The organism is Anoxybacillus thermarum, from assembly GCF_000836725.1.
Lineage (GTDB): Bacteria > Bacillota > Bacilli > Bacillales > Anoxybacillaceae > Anoxybacillus > Anoxybacillus thermarum.
Window position 1 is genome coordinate 65609 of sequence record NZ_JXTH01000003.1, and the last position, 14748, is coordinate 80356.

Genomic DNA, 14748 nt, shown 5'->3' on the forward strand with positions numbered 1-14748 from the left:
AGAGGATGAAAGCGGTGTTTGATCTGTTGCCTAAGGGGATCGTTCATGCGATTCAATCATTGCCTATCGCTTCTCAGTTTACGATTGAAGAAATTCGCATTCGCATCGAACGACCGCTTGAAGTCATTGCTGGTGGGAGATCGTACATATGTCCGCATGTCGTACAAATGGGAGAAGGAATCGAACTATTAAATAAATTAAGCCAATATTCTCTCTACACAATCGAAGAAGAGCTGAAAAAAGGCTACATTACTATTCAAGGTGGACATCGCGTCGGTTTAGCTGGAAAAGTGATTGTAGAAGATGGAAAAGTAAAAGCGATTCGACATATTACATCGTTCAATATTCGAATGGCTCGGCAGCAAATCGGCATGGCTGTTCCCCTTCTCCCTTATTTATACGACGGTCGGTGGCTTAATACGATGATTATCGGTGCACCTCAAACAGGAAAAACAACGCTCCTTCGTGATGTTGCACGCATCGTCAGCAGCGGGGTGACAGAGCGGCGTATTGCTCCTCAAAAAGTTGGCATCGTCGACGAACGATCAGAAATTGCCGGCTGTGTCAAAGGCATTCCGCAATTTACATTCGGCTATCGCGTCGATGTGCTCGATGCATGCCCGAAAGCGGAAGGGATGATGATGATGATCCGTTCGATGAGCCCAGATGTTTTAATTGTTGATGAAATTGGAAGTGAAGCGGATTGTACGGCCATTTTGGAAGCGGTGCATGCAGGAGTTGGCTTATTTATGACAGCGCACGGTCGCCATATGGCTGACATCGTGAAACGTCCAGCGCTGCGTCCGATTATGGAACAAGCTATATTTGAACGATTTGTTGAATTAACAAATGTCGGACGTCCAGGAACGATTCAAGCGATTCGTGATTCACATGGGCGCGATATATATCGAAAGATGGGCGTGATGTGAATGAAATGGATTGGAGCGATATGTATTATATTAGCAACGACATGGTCAGGATTTGAAGCGTCGCGACTTTTAAGAGAGCGCACAAAACAGTTGCGCCAATTAAAAATGGCGTTGCAGTCGTTGGAAGCAGAAATTATGTACGGGCATACACCGTTAATGGACGCTTCTCTTCGATTATCACAGCAACTATCGCGACCGTTATCATGGTTGTTTGAATCGTTTGCGCATAAATTGCAAAAAGGAACGATGAACGCTCGCCAAGCGTGGGAAGAAAGCTTGCATGAAGTATGGAAAATGACCGCCTTAAAAGAAGGAGAGTTTGAGATTATGAAACAGTTTGGCGAGACGCTTGGACAGTACGATCATGAAATTCAACAAAATTACATTCGTTTAACGATGGTGCATTTAGAGCGAGAAGAAGGGGATGCCACGGAAAAACAGCAACGGTATGAAAAAATGATGAAAAGTTTAGGAGTATTAACCGGCATTCTCATCGTGCTTTTACTCATATAGAGGAGGACATTCAAAATGGGCGTTGACGTAGATTTAATTTTTCGCATTGCTGGCGTAGGGATTGTCGTTGCTTTTTTGCATACCGTTTTAGAAGGATTTGGAAAAAAGGAATATGCTCAATGGGTGACGCTGCTAGGATTTATTTATATCCTGTTTTTAGTTATTTCGATCGTCCAAGATTTATTTCAAAAAATTAAATCTGTTTTTTTGTTCCAAAGTTAGGAGGGAGTACCCATTGATATTTTACAAATTGTCGGGCTTGGGCTTATCGCCACGTTTTTAGTGACGATTTTAAACGAACATAAGTCGAATATTTCACTTTTGCTGACCGTTTTTGTCGGAACAGTTATTTTTTTATTTTTAATTGATCGCATTCAAGACATTTTTCGCATGGTTCAAACGTTAGCAAATGAAGCGCACGTTCAAACGGTATACGTTGAAACGATATTAAAAATTATTGGCATCGCATATATTGCGGAGTTTGGTGCACAAATTTCTAAAGATGCCGGGCAAGGAGCGATTGCTGGAAAAATTGAACTAGGTGGAAAAATTTTAATTTTAGCAATGGCCATCCCAATTTTAACAGCTCTTATTGAAACGATTTTAAGCTTTCTTCCGATGAAGGGGTGATGACATGAGGCGCGCTCCCATTTTATTTTTCTTTCTCCTTTTTTTCTTGCCTTCCGTTGTACAAGCATCACCGCCAACAAATGAATTAGTCAAACAACAAGCTGAACAAGTTGGTGTGGAGTCTATTAAACAATATTGGGATCATATCGTGCAACAGTATGGAGGATTATTGCCTGAAAGTCAAAAAGGATCTTTTTGGCAGTTTATAAATGGTGAGAAACAACTATCGCTCAGTGAATGGTTGCAGGCGTTTATGAAATTTTTATTGTACGAGCTGATGGCAAATGGAAAATTGCTTGGCACACTAATTTTATTAACGGTATTTAGTTTATTTTTACAATCGTTACAAAACGCGTTTTCGCATCATGCTGTCAGCAAAGTCGCACATGCGGTTGTTTATATGGTGCTGATGATTATTGCGCTAAACAGCTTTCACGTTGCTGTCACGTACGCAAAGGAAGCCATTCAGACGATGACGAGTTTTATGATCGCTCTTTTACCGATTTTGCTTGCGCTTATGGCGTCATCAGGCGGTGTTGTATCCGTAGCTTTTTTTCATCCGATTGTCTTGTTTTTTATGAATATCACAGGAACGATTATTGAACATTTTTCATTGCCGCTTCTATTTTTAGCAACGATTTTAAGCATTGTTAGTTTATTGAGCGAACATTATAAAGTAACAAAATTAGCAGATTTGTTGCGCAACATTAGCATCGGTTCACTTGGTGTGATGCTCACCATTTTTTTCGGTGTATTGTCCGTTAAGGGAGCGACAACAGCTATTGCCGATGGGATTGCGATACGAGCCGCTAAATTTGTGGCAGGAAACTTTATTCCAATTATCGGGCGAATGTTTACGGATGCGGCAGATACAGTTGTGACCGCTTCCGTCTTATTAAAAAATACAGTCGGCTTGTTCGGTGTCACTTTATTGCTTCTTATTGCTGCGTTTCCAGCGATCAAAATTTTAGTCATCGCTCTCATTTATCAACTAGCTGCTGCGATATTGCAACCGATGGGGGGAGGTATCGTTATCTCTTGCTTGAGCGTGATCAGCAAAAGCATGATGCATGTACTCACCGCCCTCGTGATTGTATCGCTTATGTTTTTTTTAAGCATGACAGTTATTATTGCAGCAGGGAATTTAACGATGATGGTTCGCTGAAAGGAGAATAGACGTTGTGGGACTGTTGACTGAGTGGATTTCCCATATCATTACATTCATCTTGCTCGCCGTTGTCATAGAACTCATTTTGCCAAACGGTTCATTTCAAAAATACGTCAAGATGGTTGTCGGTTTATTGTTTATTTTCATTTTATTTTCTCCGCTTCTTCGGTTATTTCATGGGGATGTAAATACATGGTTTGCCTCAATTCAGCAACAACAACATGCAACGCTTGAAAATGACATTGAAAAAAAGAAAAAAGAAATACAAGCCTCACAACGTGCATATATTTTAGAACAAATGGCTGTCCAGCTAAAGAACATAGCGGCTGAGGAGTTGATGCGCACATATGGTTTAACGGTGACGGACATTTCATTAACAATTGCGGAGTCGGACCAAATCCCCCCTCAGATTGAGGCGATCACGGTGGAGTTAGCAGAAGAAACGACTTCTGTTGTTAAACCGATTCGCATTCAATCTTTGCCGTCGATCACAGAAAAACACGACGACATTGCCCGCTTTTTAGCACAAATGTGGGGAGTAGATCCACAGATGATTACGATTCATCTTGAAAGGAGGGAGTAGGGAGGGGTGAAACAATGGATTGAAAAAAACTTACTGATTGCCATTCTTTTAGCCATCGGCTTATCATTTATGATCTTTGGCAATGTGTTCAACTTTTCGCCAGCAAAACGCGTTCAACAAGAAACAACTCAAACTGTATTTCGTCAAACAGATGAAGAAAAAAAATTAAAGCAAATTGCAGACTATGAAGAGCGATATGAACAACAATTAAAAGAAGCGCTTGAAGCGATTGTTGGCGTTGGTGAAGTGAAAGTAATCGTCAATGTCGATGCAACGGAACAAAACGTACTCGAAAAAAATGCGACGGTTCAGAAAAAACGAACGATAGAAGAAGATAAAGAAGGTGGAAAACGTCAAATTGAAGATGAATCAACAGACGAAAAAATTGTGATCGTACGCAAAGGGGACGGAGAAACACCGCTCGTTTTACAGACGAAAAAGCCAGACATTCGCGGTGTGCTTGTCGTGGCAAAAGGAGCCGATCAAATACAAGTGAAAAAATGGATTGTCGAAGCAGTGACGCGAACGTTGAACGTTCCGAGCCATCGCGTCGCTGTTTTACCAAAAAAGTAAGGGGGAGAACATATGTTGAAAAAGCAAACGGTTTGGTTATTAACAATGTTTAGTTTAGTTGTCGTTTTATCGGTGTACTATGTTACAAGCCCTCAAGTGACAGAACAAGTGGCGTTTGATCAAAAAGAGGAAGCGAACAATGAAAAGGACTTAAAACCAACGGATGAAGCAATGAAAGAAGAAGTTGCCAACGGAGAAGAAGTGACAGTTGAACAAACGAATACAGGAAGCGATGATTTATTTACAGCCCTTCGCCTTGAAATTGAAGATGAACGAAGCAAGTTGCGCCAAGAGTTGAATGCGATTGTCGCTTCCAATAACGTATCTGCTGAAGAAAAAAGTAAAGCGATCGATCAATTACAACAACTATCGAATATTGCAGAAAAAGAAGCGGTGCTAGAAACGTTAATTAAATCGAAAGGATACGACGATGCGCTTGTTCGTGTCCATGAAAATCAAGTGCATATTACAGTGAAAGCAAAAGAACATTCGAAAAAAGCAGCGAACGAAATTATTCAGCTCGTTCAAAGCGAGCTTGGCCGCGTACAAGATGTAGCTGTTCGTTTCCAAAAATAACCGGGAGACCGGTTATTTTTTTTTCGGTTGAAAACGAATTTTATAATACTATATAATAATAATTGTTTTTATGACCAGATATAAATTTTCTAACATTTTCTTATCATTTTATTGAATAATGGAAAAGGTGTGTCGTATCATGGTATTGTATAATCTTTTTCTACAAATGATGGGGCGAGGGGTGTAAGTCAATGTTGAAAATCCAAGAAATTCGCGAATTAATCCGATTAGTAAACGAGTCAAACATTGTCGAGTTCGTCTATGAACATGATGGCTCAAAGATTAAAATGAAAAAAGCTGGAGCGACGGAACAAGTTGTTGTTGCTACACCAAAAGTAGACGTGCCGCAAACAGCTGTTGTTCAACAACAAGCATCGGTGGCACAAGCTGTTGAAAAGGTAGAAGTGAAAGAAGAAGTAAAGCCGGAGAAACAAGTTGTTGCAACAGAAAACTTACATACAATTACATCGCCGATGGTCGGTACATTTTATGCAGCGCCATCACCAGATGCTGCACCGTACGTGAAAATTGGTGATAAAGTGAAAAAAGATACAATTGTATGTATTGTTGAAGCAATGAAGTTGTTTAATGAAATTGAAGCGGAAGTTGATGGTGAAATTGTAGAAGTGCTTGTGAAAAACGGCCAGCTCGTTGAATATGGACAACCTTTATTCCTTGTGAAGCCTGAATAAAGGAGCGATAGTTATGATAAAAAAACTGTTAATTGCCAATCGTGGGGAAATTGCTGTTCGGATTATTCGGGCGTGCAAAGAGCTTGGCATCGAGACGGTCGCCGTATTTTCTGAAGCGGATCGTGAAGCGCTTCATGTTCAAATGGCGGACGAGGCATATTGTATCGGTCCGAAAACGTCTAAAGAAAGCTATTTGAATTTCACAAATATGATGAGCGTGGCAACATTAACTCGGTGCGATGCTATTCATCCGGGATACGGATTTTTAGCTGAAAACGCAGACTTTGCTGAGCTTTGTCGGGAATGTAATGTAACGTTTGTCGGGCCGAGTCCGGAAGCGATTACAAAAATGGGAACGAAAGATGTTGCACGTGAAACGATGAGACAAGCTGGGGTGCCGATCGTTCCCGGCTCGCAAGGAATTATTGAGAGTATCGATGAAGCGATTGCACTAGCGAATGAAATAGGGTATCCTGTTATTATTAAGGCAACCGCAGGTGGAGGCGGAAAAGGAATTCGCGTCGCTCGAGATGAGCAAGAGCTTAGAAAAGGAATTACGATTACGCAACAAGAAGCGGCTACTGCTTTTGGAAATCCGGGTGTATATATTGAAAAGTACATTGAAGATTTCCGACACGTTGAAATTCAAGTGTTAGCAGATTCATATGGAAACGTCATTCACCTCGGCGAGCGCGATTGTACAATTCAACGACGTTTACAAAAACTGTTGGAGGAAACACCATCTCCTGTGCTTGATGAAGAAATGCGTCAAAAGATGGGAGAAGCAGCTGTCAAAGCAGCGCAAGCCGTCCAGTATACGGGGGCAGGAACGGTCGAATTTATTTACGACTATCGCAATCGCCAATTTTACTTTATGGAGATGAACACGCGCATTCAAGTCGAACATCCAGTAACGGAAATGGTGACAGGTGTCGATTTAATTAAAGAGCAAATTCGTGTAGCATCAGGTGAGAAATTGACGTTGAAGCAAGAAGATGTCACTTTCAACGGTTGGTCTATCGAATGCCGAATTAACGCGGAAAACCCTGAGAAAAACTTTATGCCATCGGCCGGAAAAATACAAATGTATTTGCCGCCAGGTGGATTTGGAGTGCGGGTAGATTCAGCTGCTTATCCAGGTTATACGATTCCGCCATATTATGATTCGATGATCGCCAAACTGATCGTTCATGCACCGACGCGCGAAGAAGCGATTGCGCGCATGAAACGGGCTTTAAGTGAGTTTGTTATTGAAGGAGTTCATACGACAATTCCGTTTCATTTAAAATTGCTTGATCATGAAAAATTTATCGAAGGAAACTTTAATACAAAGTTTTTAGAAACATACGATGTAATGAACTCTTAATGATAAAGGAGGGAATCCGTTATGTCTGAACATGTATTAGAAATGGAAAACGGCCATAACAGCTTAGGAAAGGTAGAAATTGCACCGGAAGTGATTGAAGTCATCGCAGGTATTGCGGCGTCTGAAATTGAAGGGGTAGCGCAAATGCGCGGCAATTTTGCAGCAGGTGTCGTTGAGCGATTAGGGAAAAAAAATCACGGTAAAGGCGTAAAAGTCGACTTAACGGACCGCGGGATTGTCATTGACATTTATTGTGTAATGAATTTTGGCGTATCGATTCCAACGGTTTCACAAAAAATTCAAGAAAACGTCCGCCAAGCGTTGCTGACGATGACAGGATTAGAGACAGCGGAAGTGAACGTTCATGTTGTTGGCGTTCAATTCGAATCGTCCAAAGTAGAGGTAGAAGTCGAGTAAAGAAAAGGGGCAATCTCGTTTATGAGATCGCCCTTTTTCGATGGGTGAGTGTTTTCTTTCGTGGAAATGTGTTATGATCATGGTATAATTTTCGACATTACGAATAGAAAGGGTTTTGGTCATGAAACGGCATACAGCAAGAGAAAAAGCGTTGCAAGCATTGTTTCAAATTGACGTGGGAGGCATTGAACCACATGCGGCGATTGCAAACGTCGCTGAAGAAGAGACCGATCCATTTATGGAAATGCTTGTTTTCGGCGTGGTGGAACATCAAAAAGAAATTGACGACTTATTGCGTCAACATTTAGAAAAATGGACATTAGAGCGCGTGGCGAATGTCGATCGTTCCATTTTACGCATGGCTGTATTTGAAATGAAATATATGGATGACATCCCGTTCAATGTAAGCATGGATGAAGCGATTGAATTAGCAAAAGTGTTTGGTGATGAAAAATCAAGTCGCTTTATTAACGGCGTACTTGCGAAAATAAAAGAAACATTGTCTTAAACGAATAAGGGGGAGAAGGATTTATGGCAGCACAAATCATTAACGGTTTTGAACTAGCGAAAGAAAAACGCACACAATTAGCAAAAGAAGTCGAGCAGTTAAAACAACAAGGCATCGAGCCTGCATTAGCGGTCATCCTCGTTGGAGATCATCCCGCTTCACAATCATATGTAAAAGCGAAGCAAAAAGCATGTGAAGAAATTGGCATTCGCTCGATTTTACTTACTTTTCCAAGCGACATATCTGAGGAGTTTTTGCTAGAGCAAATCGCCCGTTTAAACGAAGACCGCTCGGTACACGGCATTTTAGTTCAATTGCCGCTACCAAAACAAATGAATGAACTACATATCATTGAAGCGATTGCACCAGAAAAAGATGTCGATGGGTTTCATCCATTAAATATTGGACGAATGATGACGGGGCAGAAGACGTTTTTACCTTGTACACCGTACGGCATTTTATATATGGTTCAATCTTTGCAAGTCGATATCGCCGGAAAACATGTCGTTGTTGTCGGTCGCAGTAATATCGTCGGTAAACCGGTTGGACAGCTGTTTTTACGCGAACACGCAACGGTCACGTACTGTCATTCGCGCACAAACGATTTAGCAGCGATCACGCGCCAAGCGGATATTTTAATCGTCGCTGTCGGCAAACCGAAGCTGATTACGTCACCATATGTGAAAGAAGGAGCAATTGTGATCGACGTTGGCGTCAATCGATTAGAAAGCGGAAAATTGTGTGGGGATGTCGATTTTGACGATGTAAAAGAAGTAGCAAGCTACATTACTCCGGTGCCAAAAGGAGTTGGACCAATGACGATTACGATGTTGTTGCACAACACGATACAAGCTGCGCGTGAACTACATAAATAAGCGAGGTTATTTTTGTGGCAGAAATGAGATATGTAACAGTTGCAGCGTTAACGAAATACATTAAGCGGAAATTTGAAGTCGACCCTCATTTGCAAGATTTATGGATTAAAGGGGAAATTTCAAACTTTACATATCATTCGCGTGGGCATATGTACTTTACTTTAAAAGACGAACAAGCGCGCATTCAAGCGGTCATGTTTGCGGGATATAATCGACAGTTAACGTTTAAGCCGGAAAATGGAATGACCGTACTTGTGCGCGGTGAAATTTCCGTGTATGAGCCGAGCGGAACGTATCAAGTATATGTAAAAGAGATGCAGCCGGATGGTGTTGGCGCGCTGTATTTAGCGTATGAGCAATTAAAAAAGAAACTAGAACAAGAAGGATTATTTGCTAAGGAACATAAAAAGCCGATTCCGAAATTTCCGCAACATATTGGCGTGGTGACCTCGCCAACAGGAGCGGCCATTCGCGATATTTTAACGACGATTCGTCGCCGCTATCCGCTAGCGAAAGTCATTTTGTTTCCGACGCTCGTTCAAGGGGAACAAGCTCCGTTATCGATCGTTCAATCAATTCAAAAAGCGAATGACATCGGATATATCGACGTGCTCATCGTCGGTCGTGGTGGCGGCTCGATTGAAGAGCTTTGGGCGTTTAATGAAGAAATGGTAGCGCGTGCGATTTTTCATTCGCGCGTTCCGATTATTTCTGCTGTCGGACATGAAACGGATTATACGATCGCTGACTTTGTTGCCGATTTGCGAGCACCGACGCCAACAGGGGCAGCAGAGCTTGCCGTGCCGCATGTCGCTGATTTGCTTTCGCGTGTATCGGACCAACAAGCTCGCCTCATTCGAGCGATGAAAGAGCGAATGAACGCGGAACAACAACGGTTGCAATCGTTACGTTCATCGTATGCGTTTCGCTATCCGAAACGGTTATATGAACAAAAAGAACAACAGCTAGATATGCTTGTTGATCGATTGCAAAGACAAATGAACGATATGTTCAAACAAAAAGAACATAAGCTTCAACAATTGCAGCTTACGTTATTTGCTCATCATCCACAATCGCGAATCGAAAAAGCGGTCGATCGTGTCCGCACGTTAGAACAGACGATCGTTCGCTATATGAACGATATAATAAAACAAAAAAAGTGGTCGCTTGCCACGGCAATGGCAAAACTCGATGCGCTCAGCCCGCTAAAAATTATGGAGCGCGGATATAGCCTCGCATACGATGAGCAGGAAGGGCTCATTAAGACAGTAAAGCAACTGCAAGAAGGGGATCGCGTTCATATCCGTTTTCAAGATGGACGTGCACATTGCATTGTTTCGAATATTGAGGAGGAAGAAGTATGACATTTGAGGAAGCGATGAGTAAACTTGAAGAAATTGTGCAAAAGTTGGAAGAAGGTGACGTTCCGCTAGAAGAAGCTATTCACTTTTTCCAAGAGGGGATGAAATTGTCGAAATTTTGTCATGACAAACTACAACAAGTAGAAAAGCAAATGGAATTTATTTTACGAGAAGATGGGCAACTTGAACCGTTTACGGTGCAGGAGGAGTAAACATTGGAATCGTTATTGCGACAATATAAATCACAAATCGAACAGCAGCTTCCCGCGTATATTGAATCGTTACAAGCGCCTCAAACGATCAAAGAGGCGATGTTATATTCGTTGCAAGCAGGTGGGAAGCGCATTCGTCCTCTCTTATTGCTTTCAACGTTACATGCGTTTCAGAAGCCGGTACACATCGGCATGTCTACTGCCTGTGCGCTCGAAATGATTCATACGTATTCGCTCATTCATGATGATTTGCCAAGTATGGATAACGACGATTTACGGCGCGGTAAGCCGACAAACCATAAAGTGTTCGGTGAAGCGAACGCCATTTTAGCGGGCGACGCGCTACTGACATACGCTTTTCAAGTTGTAGCAGATGACGAAGCCATTTCACCAGATGTAAAAGTTCGCCTCATTTCGGAATTAGCGAAAGCGGCTGGACCTGAAGGAATGGTCGGAGGACAAGTAGCTGACCTTGAAGGAGAAGGAAAAACGATTAGTTTACAGCAACTAGAATACATTCACCGCCATAAAACAGGAAAGTTGTTGCAATACAGCGTTCGGGCAGGTGCGATATTAGGGGGAGCAACGGAACGACAATTAACATTGTTGACGACGTTTGCCGATCATCTCGGTTTAGCGTTTCAAATTCGTGACGACATTTTAGACATTGAAGGAGACGAACAAAAAATCGGGAAAAAAGTGGGTAGCGACATCGAAAATGATAAATCGACGTACCCTTCTCTTTTGACGCTTGATGGAGCAAAGAAAAAACTTCACGATCATATGAAAGAAGCGCGCAAACTTCTTGACGAAGCTAAAATCGATGCGTCGTTATTACATTACATTTGCGATGTCATCGAAACGCGCGATCATTAATAGCATTGAGGAAAAAAGCAACATGTGATATAGTGGAAAAGAAATGTTAGCCGTTCACACGTTTGTGTAAGCGGCTCTTTTTTGCGTGTAAACGTGTTTGTCTGTATAATTAAAAATACAAAAAGCTGTATGATATAAGTTTGTAATAGCTTACATGAAAGAGAGTGGTCGCGTTGGATGTTACAGCGATTCAAAATCCGAAATTTTTAAAGCACATGTCAAACGAACAGCTCGTTCAATTAAGTGAGCAAATTCGACAATTTTTAATTGAAAAATTATCAAAAACAGGTGGACATATTGGCCCGAATTTAGGGGTCGTCGAATTGACGCTAGCGCTTCATAAAGTGTTCGACAGCCCAAAAGATAAGCTCATTTGGGACGTTGGTCATCAATCTTACGTGCATAAAATTTTAACAGGTCGTGCAAATCAGTTTGATACGTTGCGGCAATATAAAGGATTATGTGGTTTTCCGAAACGAAGTGAAAGTGAACACGACGTATGGGAAACGGGGCATAGCTCGACATCGTTGTCCGCTGCTATGGGAATGGCGATTGCACGCGATTTAAAAGGAACAGACGAATATATCGTTCCGATTATTGGAGATGGAGCATTAACAGGCGGAATGGCACTAGAAGCGTTAAATCACATCGGACATGAGAAAAAAGACATCATCGTTATTTTAAACGATAACGAAATGTCAATTGCTCCAAACGTCGGTGCGCTCCACAACGTGCTTGGTCGTCTGCGAACAGCAGGAAAGTACCATTGGGTAAAAGATGAATTAGAAATGTTATTAAAGAAAATCCCAGCTGTCGGTGGAAAGCTTGCGGCAACGGCGGAACGAGTCAAAGATAGCATTAAATATTTGCTCGTTTCAGGTGTGTTTTTTGAAGAGTTAGGCTTTACGTATTTCGGACCGGTAGATGGCCATGATTTTGAAGATTTATTTGAAAACTTACATTATGCGAAAAAGACGAAAGGACCTGTTCTTGTTCACGTCATTACGAAAAAAGGAAAAGGGTATCACCCAGCAGAAAACGATAAAGTGGGAACGTGGCACGGAACGGGACCGTATAAAATTGAAACGGGTGATTTCATCCAATCAAAGCAGTCTGCTCCTTCTTGGAGCGCGCTCGTTAGCGAAACGGTACGTAAATTAGCGCGCAAAGATCCTCGCATTGTTGCCATTACACCAGCCATGCCGGTTGGATCAAAATTAGAAGGGTTTGCAAGTGAATTTCCGGAGCGCATGTATGATGTCGGTATCGCTGAACAACATGCGGCGACGATGGCTGCCGGTTTAGCCACGCAAGGGATGAAACCGTTTTTAGCGATTTATTCAACTTTTTTACAACGCGCATATGACCAAGTCGTTCACGATATTTGTCGCCAAAACTTAAACGTGTTTCTTGGAATCGACCGAGCGGGGCTTGTTGGTGCTGACGGGGAAACGCACCAAGGTGTGTTTGATATCGCCTTTTTACGTCACATTCCAAACATCGTATTAATGATGCCAAAAGATGAAAATGAAGGGCAACATATGGTATATACAGCCATTCAATACGATGACGGACCGATTGCGATGCGTTTTCCGCGCGGCAACGGTCTCGGTGTGCCGATGGATAAACAATTAAAAAACATTCCGATCGGCACATGGGAAGTGTTGCGTGAAGGAACAGACGCTGCCATTTTAACGTTCGGTACGACGATTCCGATGGCGCTTCAAGCGGCTGAGCGCCTAGCGAATGACGGCATTTCTGTACAAGTTGTCAATGCTCGTTTTATTAAGCCGCTAGATGAACAAATGTTGCACGCGTTACTACAAAAAAATATGCCATTACTCACGATTGAAGAAGCCGTGCTTCAAGGCGGATTTGGTAGCGCGGTGCTCGAATTTGCTCATGATCATGGATATCATGGAGCGACCATTGATCGAATGGGTATTCCGGATCGTTTTATTGAACATGGCGGTGTTTCACAGTTGCTCGAAGAAATTGGATTGACGACAGAACATGTGATGGAACGTATTTGTTTATTAACTCCGAAAAAAAGAAAAAGGGCATGAGAGATGAAAGGGAAGAAAGAACGTTTAGATGTATTGCTTGTCGAACGTGGATTGGCTGAAACGCGTGAAAAAGCGAAACGGACGATTATGGCCGGTCTTGTATATTCGAATGAAATGCGGCTTGATAAACCGGGAGAAAAAGTACCTGTTGACATTCCGCTGACGGTGAAAGGACATGCGATCCCATATGTCAGTCGCGGGGGACTGAAACTGGAAAAAGCGTTACGAGCGTTTTCGCTTCATGTCGAAGATAAAGTCATGCTCGATATTGGTGCATCGACCGGCGGGTTTACAGACTGCGCGTTGCAAAATGGGGTAAAGTTGTCGTACGCTCTTGATGTCGGATACAATCAGCTTGCGTGGAAACTGCGTCAAGATGAACGTGTTATTGTAATGGAGCGGACAAACTTCCGCTACGTGACGCCGAGCGACTTTCAGCACGGATTGCCAAACTTTGCAACAATTGACGTGTCATTTATCTCATTAAAGCTCATTCTCCCTGTTTTAAAGACGATTTTAGTGCCGCATAGCGATGTTGTCGCTTTAGTCAAGCCACAGTTTGAAGCCGGAAAAGAGTTCGTTGGAAAAAAAGGAATCGTTCGCGATGCGCGCGTTCACATCCACGTGCTCCATACGATTACGGCATTTGCTCAACAAGAAGGGTACGATATTATCGGATTAACGCACTCGCCGATCACAGGCGGTGATGGCAATATTGAATTTTTACTTCATTTACGTTGGGAAGGCAAAGAAGTAGGAGAAAATCGCTTGGCGGTTTCCCCAGAAGAAGTTGTTGCTAGGGCGCATGACGAACTGAAAGAAAATAAAGAACATGCAGGGGAATAACGATCGGTTATTCCCTCTTGTTTGCCCGTCTATCGTTCGGTAACATAGAAGTATAAATATGCATATGTTATACACGCGAAAGAGGTGTTTTCGTTGAATAAAGGACAACGTCATATTAAAATTCGTGAAATTATTTCAAATCATGATATTGAAACACAAGATGAACTTGTTGATATGTTGCGCAAAGAAGGCTTTAACGTGACACAAGCAACCGTGTCCCGAGACATTAAAGAACTTCATTTAGTGAAAGTCCCAATGATGGATGGGCGCTATAAATATAGCCTACCTGCCGATCAACGATTTAATCCGCTACAAAAATTAAAGCGAGCGTTGATGGATGCGTTTGTGAAAATTGATGGAGCTGGTCATTTGCTTGTCATGAAGACGTTGCCGGGCAATGCGCATGCCATCGGTGTACTTCTTGATCATTTAGAGTGGGATGAAATTGTTGGAACGATTTGTGGCGATGATACGTGTTTAATTATTTGCCGCACGCCAGAAGATACAGAAGTCATTTCAAAACGATTGTTGGACATGCTGTAATAAAGGTGTGAATG

Annotated in this window: 19 protein-coding genes; all 19 read left to right on the plus strand. The window is 42.3% G+C overall.

Translation table 11 applies throughout. From position 1 onward, the window contains the following. Positions 1–5: 5 nt before the first annotated feature. A complete protein-coding gene (gene spoIIIAA, locus LH47_RS01390; protein ID WP_043964072.1) occupies positions 6–929 on the plus strand; it encodes a stage III sporulation protein AA in 924 nt (307 codons plus the stop codon). Further along, positions 930–1442, plus strand: a complete 513-nt coding sequence (spoIIIAB, locus tag LH47_RS01395; protein ID WP_043964074.1) for a stage III sporulation protein SpoIIIAB — start codon at positions 930–932, stop codon at positions 1440–1442. A gap of 15 nt (positions 1443–1457) precedes the next feature. Further along, a complete protein-coding gene (spoIIIAC, locus tag LH47_RS01400; RefSeq protein WP_004889589.1) occupies positions 1458–1664 on the plus strand; it encodes a stage III sporulation protein AC in 207 nt (68 codons plus the stop codon). Between the two features lie 18 nt (positions 1665–1682). Further along, a complete protein-coding gene (gene spoIIIAD, locus LH47_RS01405) occupies positions 1683–2072 on the plus strand; it encodes a stage III sporulation protein AD (protein ID WP_026011550.1) in 390 nt (129 codons plus the stop codon). Positions 2073–2076: 4 nt separating this feature from the next. Beyond that, positions 2077–3237, plus strand: a complete 1161-nt coding sequence (gene spoIIIAE, locus LH47_RS01410) for a stage III sporulation protein AE (RefSeq protein WP_043964076.1) — start codon at positions 2077–2079, stop codon at positions 3235–3237. Positions 3238–3253: 16 nt separating this feature from the next. Beyond that, on the plus strand, positions 3254–3823 hold the full coding sequence (spoIIIAF, locus tag LH47_RS01415; protein WP_043964079.1) for a stage III sporulation protein AF: 570 nt from the start codon (positions 3254–3256) through the stop codon (positions 3821–3823). Between the two features lie 6 nt (positions 3824–3829). Next, positions 3830–4396, plus strand: a complete 567-nt coding sequence (gene spoIIIAG, locus LH47_RS01420; RefSeq protein ID WP_043964080.1) for a stage III sporulation protein AG — start codon at positions 3830–3832, stop codon at positions 4394–4396. 12 nt (positions 4397–4408) lie between these two features. After that, positions 4409–4972: a SpoIIIAH-like family protein gene (locus LH47_RS01425; RefSeq protein WP_043964083.1), complete on the plus strand. Its 564-nt coding sequence runs from the start codon at positions 4409–4411 to the stop codon at positions 4970–4972. A 191-nt stretch (positions 4973–5163) separates the two neighbouring features. Then, the gene (gene accB, locus LH47_RS01430) at positions 5164–5664 is read left to right on the plus strand and encodes an acetyl-CoA carboxylase biotin carboxyl carrier protein (protein ID WP_043964085.1); all 501 of its coding nucleotides are present in this window, start codon (positions 5164–5166) and stop codon (positions 5662–5664) included. Between the two features lie 13 nt (positions 5665–5677). Then, positions 5678–7030, plus strand: a complete 1353-nt coding sequence (gene accC / locus LH47_RS01435) for an acetyl-CoA carboxylase biotin carboxylase subunit (RefSeq protein WP_043964086.1) — start codon at positions 5678–5680, stop codon at positions 7028–7030. A 21-nt stretch (positions 7031–7051) separates the two neighbouring features. Beyond that, on the plus strand, positions 7052–7447 hold the full coding sequence (locus LH47_RS01440) for an Asp23/Gls24 family envelope stress response protein (RefSeq protein ID WP_009373886.1): 396 nt from the start codon (positions 7052–7054) through the stop codon (positions 7445–7447). Positions 7448–7568: 121 nt separating this feature from the next. Then, positions 7569–7955 (plus strand): transcription antitermination factor NusB, encoded by a 387-nt coding sequence (nusB, locus tag LH47_RS01445; RefSeq protein ID WP_021095250.1) that lies wholly within the window; start codon positions 7569–7571, stop codon positions 7953–7955. A gap of 23 nt (positions 7956–7978) precedes the next feature. Beyond that, positions 7979–8830 (plus strand): bifunctional methylenetetrahydrofolate dehydrogenase/methenyltetrahydrofolate cyclohydrolase FolD, encoded by an 852-nt coding sequence (gene folD, locus LH47_RS01450; protein WP_043964089.1) that lies wholly within the window; start codon positions 7979–7981, stop codon positions 8828–8830. A 14-nt stretch (positions 8831–8844) separates the two neighbouring features. After that, positions 8845–10194 carry an exodeoxyribonuclease VII large subunit gene (xseA, locus tag LH47_RS01455; protein ID WP_043964092.1) on the plus strand — a complete coding sequence of 450 codons (1350 nt, stop codon included), beginning with the start codon at positions 8845–8847 and terminating at the stop codon, positions 10192–10194. Further along, a complete protein-coding gene (locus tag LH47_RS01460; protein WP_009373880.1) occupies positions 10191–10403 on the plus strand; it encodes an exodeoxyribonuclease VII small subunit in 213 nt (70 codons plus the stop codon). Before xseA ends, LH47_RS01460 begins: the two co-directional genes overlap by 4 nt. A 3-nt stretch (positions 10404–10406) precedes the next feature. Next, positions 10407–11279, plus strand: a complete 873-nt coding sequence (locus LH47_RS01465; RefSeq protein ID WP_043964095.1) for a polyprenyl synthetase family protein — start codon at positions 10407–10409, stop codon at positions 11277–11279. Positions 11280–11452: 173 nt separating this feature from the next. Beyond that, entirely contained in the window at positions 11453–13345 is a 1893-nt protein-coding gene (dxs, locus tag LH47_RS01470; protein ID WP_043964098.1) for a 1-deoxy-D-xylulose-5-phosphate synthase, read from the plus strand. Positions 13346–13348: 3 nt separating this feature from the next. Then, the gene (locus LH47_RS01475; RefSeq protein ID WP_043964100.1) at positions 13349–14191 is read left to right on the plus strand and encodes a TlyA family RNA methyltransferase; all 843 of its coding nucleotides are present in this window, start codon (positions 13349–13351) and stop codon (positions 14189–14191) included. A 93-nt stretch (positions 14192–14284) separates the two neighbouring features. Next, a complete protein-coding gene (gene ahrC / locus LH47_RS01480; RefSeq protein ID WP_004889608.1) occupies positions 14285–14734 on the plus strand; it encodes a transcriptional regulator AhrC/ArgR in 450 nt (149 codons plus the stop codon). The last annotated feature ends 14 nt before the right edge of the window (positions 14735–14748 follow it).